We start from the raw sequence: 15,138 nt of genomic DNA, 5'->3' as shown, positions 1-15,138 counted from the left end.
TTCCGAAGCCTGCGATCAGGCTCCGGCCTCCTCTTCTGCGGCGGCGGCTTCGGCTTCCGCCTCGGCTGCGGCGCGTTCTTCCAGTTCCTCGATGGTCACCCACCCCAGTTGCAGGCGCGCGGTCATCACCATGTTCTGCGCTTCTTCCAGGCTGACATCGAATTTCTCAAGCAGCCCGTCATCCTTGACGCGCTGCCCGTCCACCGTGGTCCAGCCGCCGGCCAGTTCCCAATCGGCGCAGGTGGCGAAATCGTCCAGCGTCTTGACGCCGTCCTCGCCCAATGCCTCCAACATCTGGGGGGTCAGCCCTTCGAAATCAATGAGGCTCTGCTCAACGCCCAACTCCTTGGCACGTTCCAAAGCCTTCTTGTTCTGCTCTTCCAGGTAGTCGCGGGCACGGGCCTGCAATTCCTGCGCGGTGTCCTCGTCGACACCGTCGATGACCAGCAACTCGTCCTGCTCGACATAGGCGACCTCCTCCAGCGAGGTGAAGCCCTCGGAAACCAGAAGCTGCGCGAAGAATTCGTCGAGGTCGAGGTTGTCCATGAAGATCTGCGTACGCTCGGCGAACTCGGCCTGGCGGCGGGCGCTTTCCTCGTCCTCGGTCAGGATGTCGATGTCGAGCCCGGTCAGCTGGCTGGCCAGGCGCACGTTCTGACCACGGCGGCCAATCGCAAGGCTCAGCTGGTCATCCGGCACGACCACTTCGATCTTGCCCGCATCCTCGTCCAGAACCACCTTGGAGACCTCGGCGGGCTGCAGCGCGTTCACAAGGAAGGTCGGCGCATCCTCGTTCCACGGGATGATGTCGATCTTTTCGCCCTGAAGCTCGTTGACCACGGCCTGCACACGGCTGCCGCGCATGCCCACACAGGCGCCGACGGGGTCGATGGCGTTGTCATAGGAGATCACGGCGATCTTGGCGCGGCTGCCGGGGTCGCGCGCGACGGCCTTGATCTCGATGATTCCGTCATAAATCTCGGGCACTTCCATCTTGAACAGCTCGGCCATGAATTCCGGCGCGGTGCGGCTGAGGAAGATCTGCGGTCCGCGCGGCTCGCGGCGCACATCCTTGATATAGACGCGGATGCGGTCATTGGGGCGATAGCTTTCGCGGCCGATCTTCTCGTTGCGGCGCAGCACGGCCTCGCCCCGGCCAATGTCGACGATGACATTGCCATATTCCTCGCGCTTGACCTGGCCGTTGATGATCGTGCCGGCGCGGTCCTTGAATTCCTCGTACTGGCGGTCACGCTCGGCCTCACGCACCTTTTGCAGGATCACCTGCTTGGCCGATTGCGCGGCGATCCGGCCCATTTCCACGGGAGGAACCTCGTCGACGATCTCATCGCCGACAACCGCGCCTTCCTTGAATTCCTGCGCTTCCTTCACGCTCAATTCGGTGAAGTGATTCTCCACCTCCTCGACCACGGTGCGCACGCGCGTAAAGGTGGCGCGACCAGTCTTGCGGTCGATATGGACGCGGATATCCAGCTCGGACCCGTAGCGCGACTTGGCGGCCCGCGCGAGGCTTTCCTCCATCGCCTCGACCACGAGGCCGGGGTCGATCATCTTCTCGCGGGCCACCGCCTCGGCGGTTTGCAGCAGTTCCAGCTGGTTTGCAGACGTGATTGCCATTGTCTTCAGTCCTCCGCCCGGTCAGGCATCTCTGTTTCGATCTCGTCGAATTGGGTTTCGTCAATAAGTCCCGCCGCCTTGCGTTGGCGCAGCATTTCACTGATCAGGTCCTCGGTCAGCACCAGCTTGGCATCGCTGAGCCAGTCGAATTGCAGCCCGACCGTCACTGTCTCGCCGCCCTCGGGCAGGTTGACCAGCACTTCATCGCCCTCGACGCCCGCCAGCTCGCCCTTGAAGCGGCGGCGCCCGTCAATCAGTTCGGTGGTTTCCAGCTTGGCCTCGTAGCCTTGCCAGGTATCGAAATCCTTGAGCCGGGTCAGGGGCCGGTCGATGCCGGGGCTGGAGACCTCAAGCGCGTAATTGTCCTCGATCGGGTCCTCGACATCCATCAGCGCCGAGACGGCGGTGGAAATCTGGCCGCAATCGTCGACGTCGATGCTGCCATCGGGGCGCTCGGCCATGATCTGCAATGTCTTGGTCTTGCCGCTCATCAGGCGCAGGCGCACCAGTTCGAACCCCAACCCTTCGATGACGGGGGTGACGATCTCGGCGAGGCGTTTGTCGATGGCGGTCTTGGCGATCAGGTCTGACATGGGTCCAACACAAAAAAACGGGCGCGCGGCCCGTTGATAGTTCCCGGTGGAGCGTCGGGGGTGGAGGCCGACGCGCCGCTGTTGAGGGGGATATAGGGGGAATCAGCGCCGGGCGCAAGTCATCCGCAACCGGCGGTGACAATCACCCCATCCGCATCGGTGGTCAGGTTGATCCGCCCGGGCCAGTAATCCGTCGTCCCGACCAAATGATCAGGGTCAAAGACGCGCACCCACAGGTCGGGATAGTCCGCGAGGATCGAGATTTCATGGCCAAGGAAGCTCTCAGGTTCAGACAGCGAACAGTCGTTACCAACCACAACCGGGGTGCCGAGGACCGGGTCGCAGCCTTCGGTGGCGGCACACACGGCGACCGAGTCGGCAATTGGGCTGACAGGGCCCAGTTCCCAACTTGGCCCGGCATCATTGGCGCTCAGGGCGGCATAGTACGGGTTTGCGGTGTTTTCCATCGCTGCCTGGCAGGCGCTGCCTTCGCCACAATAGGGTTGGATGATGCGATTGGCCTGTGCGGCCCCTGCTGTCAGCAGGGCCAGGGCGGTGAGGATGAGAAGATGTTTCATGTCTATGGTCTCTTTTTCGGGTCAGCCGCAGGTCACGCCGGTGATGATGCCGTTTTCATCGACACCGATGTTCCGGCGGCTTGGCAGATAATTCGTCGTGCCTATTGAGTGCGGGGACGAGACGCGGCCCATCTGTTCCAGCCCGTCGACATTCTCGGCGGGGACACCGATCAGATAGGCCAGCGCACCGGCATGGCAGGTATCGGCGGCGGGCTCGGCCGTCAGGAACATGGCAGGAGGCTGCGGGTCGCTATCGGCCAGGGCCGGGGCGGCGATCAGGGCAAGCGTGGCGGCAAGGGTGTGGCGTTTCATATCGGGGTCTCCTTGAATGGCGTGCGTTCAGCCGCAGGCGATGCGCGAAATCATATCGGCCTTATCGACATGGAAGTTCAGGCGATGCGGGATGTAGTCCATCGTCACGACCGCGTCGGGCCGCAAGATGCGGGCGTTCATCGCGGCATCGGTCGCATAGGCATAGGACAGGGGTTGACCAACCATTCCTTGCAGCCAGTTCGCCCCGCAGGGCTGGCTTGGATCGTTACCCCAACCGACCGGCTCAGAGGCGATTGCCGGTGGAAGCTCAGGGGCTATGGGCGTGATGAAGATTTCTGCACTGGCCATCGGCGCGGCGGTCAGGGCAAGGGCGGTGGCGAGCATATGGCGTTTCATGGCTGGAAGATCCTTCTGCCTTAGCCGCAGGCGATGCGGGTGATCGTGTCGCCTGAATCGACGTGGAAATTCAGCCGCTGCGCGTCATACATCATGTTGGTGATCATGCCGGGGCGCAGGATGCGGGCATTCATGGCGGCATCGGTCGCATAGGCATAGGACAGGGGCTGCCCGACATAGGACTGCATGGAACCGGCACCGCAACCATCGTTCCGGGGGGGCTGGGGGATGCCGGTCCAGCCACCGACGCCGATGACCGGGTGCGTGTTGGCATCGGGGGTGGGCATGAACTGACCCGGTGTGGCAATGAATTGTGCGCTGGCCATCGGGGCGGCGGTCAGGGCAAGGGCTGCGGCAAGAATAAGGCGTTTCATATTGGGTGTCTCCTCTAATTAGTGTTCAATATACACATATAGAGATTCGGTACAACCCTCACCATCACCACCATTGAAAAGCCACCGCTTTTGGCACAGGCTTGACCCAAGCAAGCATCAGGAAAGGGACAATCATGCGCACCCGTGCCGCCGTGGCTTTGGAAGCCGGAAAACCGCTGGAAATCATGGAAGTGAACCTCGAAGGCCCGAAGGAGGGCGAGGTTCTGGTCGAGATCAAGGCCACCGGCCTTTGCCACACCGATGAATTCACCCGCTCGGGCGCCGATCCCGAGGGCATATTCCCCGCCATTCTCGGCCACGAGGGCGCGGGCGTGGTGCTGGAGGTCGGGCCCGGCGTCACCTCTCTGAAACCGGGCGATCACGTGATTCCGCTCTACACGCCCGAATGTCGCGAATGCGAATACTGCCTGAACCCGAAAACCAACCTCTGCCAGTCGATCCGTGAAACGCAGGGCAAAGGGCTGATGCCCGATGGCACGACGCGATTCTCGATGCTGGATGGCACGCCGATCCACCACTATATGGGCTGCTCGACCTTCGCCAACCACACCGTGGTGCCCGAGATCGCGCTGGCCAAGGTCCGCGACGACGCGCCTTTCGACAAGATCTGCTATATCGGCTGCGGCGTGACCACCGGCATCGGCGCGGTGATCAACACCGCCAAGGTCGAGATCGGCAGCACCGCGATTGTCTTCGGTCTCGGCGGCATCGGTCTCAACGTCGTGCAGGGTCTGCGCATGGCGGGGGCCGATCAGATCGTCGGTGTCGACCTGAACGAGGACAAGCGCAAGATGGCCGAAGAATTCGGCATGACCGATTTCGTCAACCCCTCAGAGGTCGAGGGCGACCTGGTCGCGCATCTGGTGGAGCTGACCGGCGGCGGAGCCGATTACACCTTTGACGCGACCGGCAATGTGCAGGTGATGCGGGCCGCGCTTGAGGCCTGCCACAAGGGATGGGGCACATCGGTGATCATCGGGGTTGCCCCCGCCGGGGCCGAGATTTCCACCCGGCCCTTCCAGCTTGTCACCGGGCGCACCTGGAAAGGCACCGCATTCGGCGGCGCGCGCGGGCGCACCGAGGTGCCGGGGATCGTCGATTGGTACATGGACGGCAAGATCGAGATCGACCCGATGATCACCCATATCCTTAGCCTCGATGAGATCAACGAAGGCTTTGACCTGATGCACAAAGGCGAATCGATCCGCGCGGTTGTGGTATACTGACGGACGGTGCCGGGCCCGACCCGGTCCGGCACCCGATTCATTCCGGGGAGGGTAGTTTGAAATGAGAAAGCCGCTGATTTCCGCCGGGATTGCCCTGGCGCTTTCTGCCGGGGCGGCGGGGGCCGAGGGCTGGACCATTGCCGACCTGGGGTCGATGGAAGATCGCGACGAATGTATGCGAATGGCCGAAGCGACGGTGGATGCCTACCGCATGGCCTATGGCGGCGACGGTTTCACCGGGCGCAGCGAATGGACCATCGGCGGCTACGACATGCGCGGCGAGGTTGTCGATGCCCTGTTCATCTGTCCGATCGAGGCCGGGCTGGTCGCGCCCTTCCTTATCGTCTTCAACTCCGACAGCGACAATGACGCCCGCGAATCCGTGGCCGACCGGTTGGAGGAGCTTTGGGATCAGCAGATGGCCGGGGCACCGGCCGGTGATAGCGGCAAGTAGTCAGGGCCTGCGCTGGTATCGGGCCAGGAAGGTCGCGACCGCTTCGCGGCTGATGCGGTCGATCTCGTCCTCGGACGCGTCACCGACGACGCCGAAGAGCCGCTTCAGCAAGAGATCCGTCCGGCACATTTGCAGCAGCTGATCGGCGGCAACATAGCTGTCCTCGATCTCCAGCTCCGCCCGCGCCCGCGGGGTTTCCAGATAGGCGATGATCTGGTTCTGCGCGTTCTGCGGCCCGGTCTCATAGAAGGCGCGCCCGAGCTCAGGAAAGCGCATGGATTCCGCGACGCAAAGCCGGAACATCTGCAACGCAAACCCGGTCAGGAAGAACGACACGAAGGAATGGGCAATGGCATAGAGCGCCTCGGGCACCGGTTTCTGCACGATATCGGCGGACATCGCGCCGCGCGCCTGCATCTCGCAATCATGCGTGATGACGGCCAGGAAGAGGGACTGCTTGTCGGGGAAGTAACTGTAGAGAGTGGCCTTGGACACGTGGGCATCGCGGGCGATCTGGTCCACGCTGGCGCCTTCGAACCCCTCGCGCATGAAGACGGACCGGGCCCCTTCCAGAACCTGGTCGTATTTCCGGCCCTTGCGCACAGGTGCGTTCACGTCGTGACCCCCTCGTCTCGTCCAACCCGGATATTAAACCGATCGGTTCAGTTCGGCAAGCGATCTGGCCGCTGGACAGCCTCGCGCGGATGCCATAGCCCTTTGCCAAATGGTCGAGATCTTCCTGAAAACCCTTCCCTTCTTCGGATTGATCGCGCTCGGGTTTCAGGCCGGGCGCACGGGGTTCTTCACGCCCGAGGCGACGGCCTACCTGACAAAATTCGTCTTCTACTTCGCCCTTTCGGCGATGCTGTTCAACTTCTCCGCCAACCTGTCGATCTCGGAAATCTTCAACTGGTGGTTCGTGGCCGCCTATCTCTGGGGCTCCGGCGTGGTCTACCTGCTGGCCACCATGGTCGCGATGATCCGCCGGATCGGCATTGCCGAGGCCGCGGTCGAGGCGCAATGCGCGGTAATCGGCAATACCGGCTTTCTGGGCGTGCCGATGCTGGTCGTGCTGATGGGCGAGGCCGCGGCGGGCCCGGTCCTGATGGTGCTGGCGGTCGATCTTGTCGTGTTCTCCAGCCTCATCACGATCCTGATCACGGGGTCGCGCGACGGGCGGATGTCGCTGGCGATTTTCCGGACGGTGGGGCTTGGCCTGATCAGGAACCCGATGATCGTGGCGATCAGCCTCGGGCTGGCGTTCTCGGGCCTCTCGATCCCGATCCCCGATGTGGCGAATGAGTTCCTCACCATCCTGGGGGCCGCCGCCACGCCCGGCGCGCTTTTTGCCATCGGCGCGTCGCTGGCGGGCAAATCGGCGGAACGCATGTCGGTCGCGGGCTGGCTCAGCTTCTGCAAGCTGGTGCTGCACCCCGCCGCCGTCGCCTTTGCCGCGCTGATCCTGTTTCCCGTTCCGGCGTTCGACGCGGGCGTGATGATCGCGGCGGCCTCGCTGCCGGTGGCGGGCAATGTCTATATCCTGGCGCAGCATTACGGCGTCGCGCCGCAACGTGTCTCGGCCTCGATCCTGATCTCGACCATGGTCTCGATCCTGAGCGTGTCGCTGGTCATCGCCTGGGTCACCCCGCTTCTGTGACGGCTTGCCGGGGCGGCGCCTGCGGGTTAGGCCATTGGCTAAACCGCTATGAAGGAGGCCCATCCCATGGAAACCCTGTCCGAGAACCGCGCATTCGGCGGCACCCAGGGCGTCTATCGCCATGCCAGCAAGGCCACCGGGACCGACATGACCTTTGGCCTGTTCCTGCCGCAGGAGGCCGCGGACCTGCCCGTACCGGTCCTGTGGTTCCTGTCGGGCCTGACCTGCACGCATGAGAACGCCATGGTGAAGGCAGGCGCGCAACTTTGGGCCGCCGAACAGGGCATCGCGCTGGTCTTCCCCGATACCAGCCCGCGCGGCGACGGCGTGCCGGATGACGAGGCCTTTGATCTTGGGCAGGGCGCGGGCTTCTACATCAACGCCACGCAAGACCCCTGGGCCGAGCATTTCCAGATGTGGGACTACATCACCGAGGATCTGCCCGCCGCCGTCTTCGGGCATTTTGCGCTGGATGAGGGCCGCCAGGCCATCACCGGGCATTCCATGGGCGGGCATGGCGCGCTGACCATCGCCATGACGCTGCCCGACCGTTTTGCCAGCGTCTCGGCCTTCGCACCCATCTGCAACCCGACCGACAGCGATTGGGGCCGCAAGCAGTTCGCCGCCTATCTGGCGGGGGATGAGGCCGATTGGGCCGCCCATGACGCCACCCACCTGATGCGGCAGGCGGGCTTTCCCGGCCCCATCCTGATCGACACCGGCACGGCGGACCAGTTCGGCGACCTTCTCAAGACCGAGGCCCTGGCGCAAGCCATCGCCGCGCGCCGCCAACACGCCACGCTACGCCTGCAACCGGGCTACGATCACAGCTATTTCTTCATCTCGACCTTCATGGAAGATCACATCAACTTTCATGCCGAGGCGCTTTACGGGGTGGCCGAATGACCATCCGCGCGGTTGTCCTCGATATCGGCAACGTCCTGATCGAATGGCAGCCGGAGCGGTTCTACGATGCCGAAATCGGCGAGGATCGCCGCCGCGCCATGTTCGGGGCCGTCGATCTGCACGGCATGAATGACCGCGTCGACCTGGGCGAGAATTTCCGCGACGTGATCTACGAGACCGCCGAGGGCTACCCCGAGTATCGAGACGAAATCCGCATGTGGCACGACCGCTGGCTGGAGCTTGCCACGCCGGTCATTCCGCACTCGCTGCACCTGATGCGCGCGCTTCAGTCCAAGGACATCCCCGTCTTTGCCCTGTCGAATTTCGGAGTCGAGAGCTTTGCCCTGGCGCAGGAGCATTACCCGTTCCTGCGCGATTTCGACCGTCCCTATATCTCGGGCCACCTGCGCCTGTCCAAGCCGGACCCTGCGATCTACGCCCATGTCGAAACCGATAGCGGCCTTGCGCCCAAGCACCTGCTGTTCACTGATGATCGGGCCGAGAATATCGAGGCCGCCGAAACACGCGGCTGGCAGACACATCTTTTCGACGGACCGGAGGCATGGGCCGCGCGGCTGGTGTCCGAAGGGCTGCTGACCGAGGCGGAGGCGCGCGCATGACCGGGGTTTTGATTATCGTCATCCTCCTGCTGATCCTCTTTGGCGGCACCTACCTGTTGGCCAGGTTCCGTCGCCCCGGCGTGCAGGAATTCCGCGATCAGGTGCCGGGCGACCTGGTGCCGCTCAAGATGGGCACCACCCATGTCACCCGCCACGGGCCCGAGGATGGCCCGGTCATGGTCTGTATTCACGGCCTTTCGACCCCGTCCTATGTGTTCGATCCGCTCCTGCCCTACCTCACCGACATGGGCTACCGCGTCATCACCTATGACCATTTCGGGCGCGGTCATTCGGATCGTGTCATGGGCCGCCAGAACGCCGGGTTCTTCCTGCGCCATCTGGACCAGTTGCTTGAGGCCGAGGGGATCACCGGCAAGATTACCCTGATGGGCTACTCCATGGGCGGCGCCATTGCCTCGGCCTTTGCCGCGCGCAGCCCCGAAAGGGTCGAGGCGCTGGTACTGCTGGCCCCCGCAGGGTTGGAGTTCAACATCAGCCCGCTGGCCAATTTCACCCGCAAGGCCCCCCTATTGGGCGACTGGCTGCAAGAGGTGTTCGGCGCGCGCGTCTTCCTCTCGACCTATGCCGATCCGCCCTATACCGACCCTGCCGCGCGGGACATCGTGGCCAGGATGTGCCAGGAGGTCGGGAAATCCGGCACGCTGGCGGCCATGCTCTCCTCGGCCCGCGGTATCCTGGCCGAGGATCAATCCGCTACCCATCGCGCCATCGCCGCGGCGGGGCTGCCGGTGCTGGCGATCTGGGGGACCGAGGATGGCGCGATCCCGATCTCGGCCATGGGTCGTCTGGCGCAGGTCAACCGCAAGGCGATGCAGGTCGAGCTTGACGGGGCCGACCACGGGCTTCCCTACACGCATCCCGCCAGTGTCGCCGAGGCGATCGAGGACAATCTCTAGAATTCCGGTGGCGCGGCCCCCGCGCTTCGCGTTACCAAGACCGGCATGGGACAGCATCTTCAGGCAATCTACGACACCCGCGTGGCCGAGGGGCTTCTGCGCCCCGATCCCGGCCAGCGCGAGGTTCTGCTGGTGCTGGAAGAGCTGCGCGAGACGCTGGAGGACCGCCCCGTCGCGCCGCCCAAGGGCCTGCTTGGCCGCTTCTTCAAACCGACCATCCCCGAGGGTATTCGCGGCGTCTACCTGTGGGGCGGCGTCGGGCGCGGCAAGTCGATGCTGATGGACCTGTTCTATGCCCATGCCGGGATTGCCGAGAAACGCCGGGTGCATTTCCACGCTTTCATGCAGGAGATTCAGTCCGGCCTGCATGAGGCGCGCAAGACCGGGATGGATGATGCGCTGAAGCCTGTCGCCGATGCGGTGGCCAGGAACCTGCGCCTGCTGTGCTTCGACGAGATGCAGATCACCGACATCACCGACGCGATGATCGTCGGGCGCCTGTTCGAGATGCTGTTTCAGGCCGGGGTGGTCGTGGTTGCGACCTCGAACCGCCCGCCGGATGATCTTTACAAGGATGGTCTCAACCGGCAGCTTTTCCTGCCCTTCATCGAGCTCCTGAACGAGACGCTGACAGTGCATGAAATCGCGGCCCTGACCGACTACCGGCAGGATCGCCTTTCGGGTGCGCAGACCTATTTCCACCCCGCAGACGATGCCGCGAAGGCCGCGATTGACGAGATCTGGATGGATTTGACGGGCGGCAAGAGCGAGGAATTGGTGCTGGAGATCAAGAAACGCGAGGTGCATCTGCCGAATTACTGGGCCGGGATGGCACGGATCGGGTTCGACGATCTCTGTGGCCGTCCGCTCGGCCCCGCCGATTACCTCGCGCTGGCCGGTGCAGTAAAGCTGCTGGTGCTGGAAAACGTACCGAAACTGGACAAGTCCCGCTTCAACGAGGCCAAGCGTTTCGTCACCCTGATCGACGCGCTTTACGAGGCGAAGACGCAGCTTATCATCTCGGCCGAAGAGACGCCGGAACGGCTCTATGACGAGGGCACCGGCAGTTTCGAGTTCGAACGCACCGCATCGCGCCTGCGCGAGATGCAGAGCGCGGATTGGGCGAAAGACTAGGCGATCCTTCGCCGGGCAGATTATGGTCGGCTCAGGCTAGGCGCACGGGATTCGGTCAGCGCGGCGGGGATGATCGCCACGATGTCCGCCCTGATCCAACCTTGCATGTCGCGCCCCGTCGCGGTCAACTTGACACCGAGGCGGATCGACCGACCTTACACGCATATCCGCAAAGGCGAGCATCCCCCCCCGTGCTGGACATCACATCCCTCGAAAAAAGCTTCGACACCGCCGACGGCCCGGTCCCGGTCTTGCGTGGCGTGTCCTTGAGCGTGAAGGAAGGCGACACCCTCGCCCTGACCGGCGAAAGCGGCTCGGGCAAATCGACCCTTCTGCACCTGATGGCGGGGCTGGATGATGCGCAGGGCGGAAAGATCACCTTTGAGGGGCGGGATCTCTTGTCCCTTTCCGACGCCGATCGGGCCAAGGTCCGCCGCAGCCGCATCGGGCTGGTGTTCCAGCAATTCAACCTGGTTCCGTCCCTGACCGTGGCGCAGAACCTGGCGCTTCAGGCGCGGCTGGCGGGCAGGCACGACCCGGAGCGCGTGGCGCGCCTGACCGACCGGCTTGGCCTGGCCGGGTTGGAGCATCGCTATCCCGAACAGCTGTCGGGTGGCCAGCAACAGCGCGTCGCCATCGGGCGCACCCTGGTTGCCGGTCCCCGCCTTGTGCTGGCCGATGAGCCGACCGGAAACCTGGATGAGGCAACCGGCGATGCGGTCATGGCCTTGATGCACGAACTGGTCACCGAAACGGGCGCGGCGCTGGTCATGGCGACCCATTCGCGGCGGTTGGCGGAAGGGTTCGCGCGCCGCGTCCACCTGCGTCACGGCCTGTTGGAAATCCGCTGATATGCCCGTGTTAGAGACGCTTTTCTCGCACTGGCGCCGCCACCCCGGCCAATTGGCAACGCTTGTTCTGGGTCTCGCGCTGGCCACCGCGCTCTGGTCCGGGGTGCAGGCGATCAACGAGGAGGCGCGGCAGAGCTACGCCCGCGCCGCCAGCACGCTCGGGGCCGGACAGGGCGAACGGCTGGTCTCTCCCGACGGGGCCGAAATCCCTGTTGCAGACTATGTTTCCCTGCGCCGCGCGGGCTGGCTGGTGTCTCCGGTGATGGAGGGCGAGCTTGCCCTCTCCGGCACCACATGGCGGGTCATCGGGGTCGATCCCCTGACCGCGCCAACGGGTGCGATACCCCAAGGCGCGTTTGAAACCACCGCTGATGCGCCCGCCTTCCTCGGGCGCCCCGGTCTGGTCTTCGTCGCCCCTGATAGCGCCCCGGCGGCGCCCCCCGATTTCCCCGCTATCATCACCTCTGACGCCATTGCCCCCGGCCTGATGCTGACCGATATCGGCACCGCCGCGCGGCTGCTGGAGCGGAACACCCTCTCCTTCCTCACCCTGGTGCCCACGCAACCCGACGGTCTGCCGCCCCTCTCGACTCTCACCGATCTCCGGCGGGAAGCCCCGGCTGGCGAGCAGGATCTCTCGCGCCTGACCGACAGTTTTCACCTCAACCTGACCGCCTTCGGGTTTCTCTCATTCGCGGTCGGCCTCTTCATCGTTCACGCCTCCATAGGGCTTGCGTTCGAGCAGCGGCGGGCCGTGTTCCGCACCCTGCGCGCCATCGGCGTGCCGCTCAGCCGCCTGATTACCGCACTCGCCTTCGAGGTCACGCTGATCGCGCTGGTCGCAGGCAGCGCGGGCGTGATCCTTGGCTATGTGATCGCGGCGGCGTTGCTGCCGGATGTCGCGGGAACGCTGCATAATCTCTACGGCGCACAGATCAGCGGCACACTGGCCTTCCGACCGGTCTGGGCCCTCCTCGGGCTTGCCATCGCGGTGCTTGGCACCTGGGTCTCGTCGGCGCAATCCTTCTGGCACCTCATCACCATGCCGCTTCTGGCCCCGGCGCAACCGCGAGCGTGGTCGATGCGCTCGGCCCGCGCGACGCGGCGGCAGGCCGGGGTGGGCGCGGTCCTGCTGGTGATCAGCGCGGCCCTGGCGGGGATCGGCGGATCGCTGGCCATCGGGTTCCTCAGCCTCGGGGCGCTGCTGATCGGGGCGGCGTTGCTTCTGCCCGGTGTGGTCGTCGTGGTCCTGCGCTTTGCAGAACGCCCGATCCGCTCCGCCTATGGCGAATGGGTGCTGGCCGATACGCGGCAATTGCTGCCCGGCCTGTCATTGGCATTGATGGCGCTGCTGCTGGCGCTGGCCGCCAATATCGGCGTCTCCACAATGGTCGGCTCGTTCCGGCTGACCTTCACGGGCTGGCTGGATCAGAGGCTTGTGTCGGAGCTCTACATCGCTGCGCAGGACGAGGATCAGGCCGACGCAATCCGCGACTTCCTCGCGCCCCAGGTGGCTTCCGTCCTGCCGATTGCCATGGCTGAGACCCGGATCGACGGGCTACCCGCAACCGTCTTCGGCATCGTGGACGATGACACCTATCACGAGTATTGGCCTTTGTTAGAGACTGTTTCCGACCCATGGGATAGGCTCGCGGACGGCACCGGACTGCTGATCAACGAGCAACTCGCGCGCCGGTCGGGGCTGGATCTGGGCGACCGCGTGACGCTGCATCGTGATCTGACACTCCCGGTTGCTGCGATCTACTCCGATTACGGCAACCCGAACGGGCAGGCGATGATTTCGCTGGACCTGCTGGAGCAGACCTTTCCCGACACGGACCAGACCCGATCCGCCTTTCGCACCGGGGATGCGGATGTGGAGGCGCTGCGGCAATCGGTGTTGGCGCGCTTTGATCTGCCGCAGGGCCATATCCGTGACCAGGCCAGCCAGAAGGCGGTGGCTCTGCGTGTCTTCGACCAGACCTTCCGCGTGACCGGCGCGCTCAATGTCCTGACCCTTGCGGTGGCCGGCTTTGCCCTGTTGGCGAGCCTTCTGACCCTTGCAAACATGCGCCTGCCGCAGGTCGCGCCGATCTGGGCGCTTGGGCAGACGCGGGCGCGGCTGGCGCGGACCGAGTTGATCCGCACGCTTGGCATCGTCGCCGTCACCTGGGTCATCGCGCTGCCGGTGGGGCTGGCGCTGGCCTGGGTGCTGCTCGCCATCGTCAACGTGGAGGCGTTCGGCTGGCGGTTGCCAATGATGTTGTTCCCCGCCGACTACGCGCGGCTTCTGGGCTATGCGATGCTGTCCTCGACCATCGCGGCGGCATTGCCTGCATTGCGGTTGCTGCGGCTTCCGCCAGCGCAATTGCTAAAGGTGTTCTCCAATGAACGTTAGGGTCTTTCTGCTGGCAATCTTCTGGGCAAATCAGGCTCTAACACAGGGGTTTGCGGGCCTGGGCACCGAGGCGCAGGGGTTTTCAATCCCCGACCCGGATTATGACATCACCTTCCCGCAGGATCACGGCGCACACCCCGATTTCCGCATCGAATGGTGGTATCTGACCGCGACGCTGGAGGCCGAGGATGGGCGCGCGTTCGGCGTGCAATGGACGCTGTTCCGGTCCGCCCTGCGCCCGGAGGAGGCTGAGGGATGGGACGGGGGCCAGGTTTATCTGGGCCATGCGGGGCTGACGACAGCGGAGACGCATTACCGTTCCGAGCGCTTCGCGCGGGGCGGAATCGGGCAGGCGGGGGTGGTGGCGGAGCCCTTCACGGCCTTCATCGACGATTGGGTGATGCGGGGGGAAGGGCTTGATTTGCAACAGCTTTCCCTCTTCGCGCGGGGGATGGATTTTTCCTATGACCTCGACCTGACCGCCGACGGGCCGATCATCTTTCATGGGCAGGACGGCTATTCGGTGAAATCGCCGCAGGGGCAGGCGAGCCATTACTACTCGCAGCCCTTCTACCGCGTGACCGGAACCCTGACCTTGCCGGAGGGGGATGTGGAGGTCACCGGCAATGGCTGGCTGGACCGGGAATGGTCGTCGCAGCCCTTGGCGGCGGACCAGGAAGGTTGGGACTGGTTCTCGCTGCAATTCGCCGATGGCGCGCGGCTGATGGGGTTCGGTTTGCGCGGTTTAGAGACTGTTTTCACCTCTGCCACATGGATAGACCCCGATGGCACGGTGACGCCTTATGGCGATGGGGAACTGCGGATGGAGGCGCTGGACTGGGCCGAGGTTGCGGGGCGCGAGGTGCCGGTTTCCTGGCGCGTTGAACTGCCGGAGAGGGGGGTGGATATCGTGACCACGCCGCTCAACCCCGGGGCCTGGATGGACCTGAGTTTCGCCTATTGGGAGGGGCCGATTTCCTTCAGCGGCAGCCACGAGGGGCGGGGCTATCTGGAGATGACGGGCTACTGAAAAGCGCCGTGCACCCTGCGTACACCCCTCGATGCACCCCCCGTTCATACCGATTTGCGCACAGAGATGAGG

The 15,138-nt window shown here is 64.3% G+C and carries 17 protein-coding genes; 10 read left to right on the top strand and 7 right to left on the bottom strand.

All coding sequences use genetic code 11. The annotated features are described in order from the left end of the window. Positions 1-15: 15 nt before the first annotated feature. The 6 genes from nusA to AC13C7_RS16850 form a co-directional block, all read right to left on the bottom strand. Entirely contained in the window at positions 16-1,638 is a 1,623-nt protein-coding gene (gene nusA, locus AC13C7_RS16875) for a transcription termination factor NusA (RefSeq protein ID WP_482868159.1), read from the bottom strand. A 5-nt stretch (positions 1,639-1,643) separates the two neighbouring features. Next, entirely contained in the window at positions 1,644-2,231 is a 588-nt protein-coding gene (gene rimP, locus AC13C7_RS16870; protein ID WP_172318374.1) for a ribosome maturation factor RimP, read from the bottom strand. A 119-nt stretch (positions 2,232-2,350) separates the two neighbouring features. Next, the gene (locus tag AC13C7_RS16865) at positions 2,351-2,809 is read right to left on the bottom strand and encodes a hypothetical protein (protein WP_482868158.1); all 459 of its coding nucleotides are present in this window, start codon (positions 2,807-2,809) and stop codon (positions 2,351-2,353) included. Positions 2,810-2,830: 21 nt separating this feature from the next. Beyond that, positions 2,831-3,121, bottom strand: coding sequence for a hypothetical protein (locus AC13C7_RS16860; RefSeq protein ID WP_482868157.1), 291 nt, complete (start codon positions 3,119-3,121; stop codon positions 2,831-2,833). Between the two features lie 27 nt (positions 3,122-3,148). Next, positions 3,149-3,478: an I78 family peptidase inhibitor gene (locus tag AC13C7_RS16855; RefSeq protein WP_482868156.1), complete on the bottom strand. Its 330-nt coding sequence runs from the start codon at positions 3,476-3,478 to the stop codon at positions 3,149-3,151. Positions 3,479-3,498: 20 nt separating this feature from the next. Next, complete coding sequence (locus AC13C7_RS16850; protein ID WP_482868155.1) at positions 3,499-3,852, bottom strand: I78 family peptidase inhibitor; 354 nt, start codon at positions 3,850-3,852, stop codon at positions 3,499-3,501. Positions 3,853-3,986: 134 nt separating this feature from the next. On the opposite strand from AC13C7_RS16850, the gene AC13C7_RS16845 reads away from it, so the two are divergent. Together AC13C7_RS16845 and AC13C7_RS16840 are read left to right on the top strand one after the other, a co-directional pair. After that, positions 3,987-5,099 (top strand): S-(hydroxymethyl)glutathione dehydrogenase/class III alcohol dehydrogenase, encoded by a 1,113-nt coding sequence (locus AC13C7_RS16845; protein ID WP_172318382.1) that lies wholly within the window; start codon positions 3,987-3,989, stop codon positions 5,097-5,099. Positions 5,100-5,160: 61 nt separating this feature from the next. Continuing rightward, positions 5,161-5,553 carry a hypothetical protein gene (locus AC13C7_RS16840; protein ID WP_172318384.1) on the top strand — a complete coding sequence of 131 codons (393 nt, stop codon included), beginning with the start codon at positions 5,161-5,163 and terminating at the stop codon, positions 5,551-5,553. Here AC13C7_RS16840 and AC13C7_RS16835 read toward each other — a convergent pair whose 3' ends face one another. Further along, complete coding sequence (locus tag AC13C7_RS16835; RefSeq protein WP_446118130.1) at positions 5,554-6,168, bottom strand: TetR/AcrR family transcriptional regulator; 615 nt, start codon at positions 6,166-6,168, stop codon at positions 5,554-5,556. Between the two features lie 109 nt (positions 6,169-6,277). Here AC13C7_RS16835 and AC13C7_RS16830 point away from each other — a divergent pair, with 109 nt between their 5' ends. From AC13C7_RS16830 to AC13C7_RS16795, 8 genes are all read left to right on the top strand, one after another. Next, positions 6,278-7,210, top strand: coding sequence for an AEC family transporter (locus AC13C7_RS16830; protein ID WP_482868154.1), 933 nt, complete (start codon positions 6,278-6,280; stop codon positions 7,208-7,210). A gap of 66 nt (positions 7,211-7,276) precedes the next feature. Beyond that, entirely contained in the window at positions 7,277-8,116 is an 840-nt protein-coding gene (fghA, locus tag AC13C7_RS16825; RefSeq protein WP_482868153.1) for an S-formylglutathione hydrolase, read from the top strand. Next, on the top strand, positions 8,113-8,736 hold the full coding sequence (locus AC13C7_RS16820) for an HAD family hydrolase (RefSeq protein WP_482868152.1): 624 nt from the start codon (positions 8,113-8,115) through the stop codon (positions 8,734-8,736). Before fghA ends, AC13C7_RS16820 begins: the two co-directional genes overlap by 4 nt. Further along, entirely contained in the window at positions 8,733-9,653 is a 921-nt protein-coding gene (locus tag AC13C7_RS16815; protein ID WP_482868151.1) for an alpha/beta fold hydrolase, read from the top strand. Before AC13C7_RS16820 ends, AC13C7_RS16815 begins: the two co-directional genes overlap by 4 nt. 45 nt (positions 9,654-9,698) lie before the next feature. Continuing rightward, positions 9,699-10,787, top strand: a complete 1,089-nt coding sequence (gene zapE / locus AC13C7_RS16810; RefSeq protein ID WP_482868150.1) for a cell division protein ZapE — start codon at positions 9,699-9,701, stop codon at positions 10,785-10,787. 191 nt (positions 10,788-10,978) lie between these two features. Continuing rightward, complete coding sequence (locus AC13C7_RS16805) at positions 10,979-11,638, top strand: ABC transporter ATP-binding protein (RefSeq protein ID WP_482868149.1); 660 nt, start codon at positions 10,979-10,981, stop codon at positions 11,636-11,638. Position 11,639: 1 nt separating this feature from the next. Continuing rightward, positions 11,640-14,036 (top strand): FtsX-like permease family protein, encoded by a 2,397-nt coding sequence (locus AC13C7_RS16800; protein ID WP_482868148.1) that lies wholly within the window; start codon positions 11,640-11,642, stop codon positions 14,034-14,036. Then, a complete protein-coding gene (locus AC13C7_RS16795) occupies positions 14,026-15,066 on the top strand; it encodes a lipocalin-like domain-containing protein (protein WP_482868147.1) in 1,041 nt (346 codons plus the stop codon). The genes AC13C7_RS16800 and AC13C7_RS16795 overlap by 11 nt, the downstream gene beginning before the upstream one ends. The last annotated feature ends 72 nt before the right edge of the window (positions 15,067-15,138 follow it).

This window comes from Alterinioella sp. B-7 (assembly GCF_056857775.1).
The sequence above is the reverse complement of the archived record's forward strand: the minus strand, read 5'-3'. Positions and strand labels throughout refer to the sequence as shown.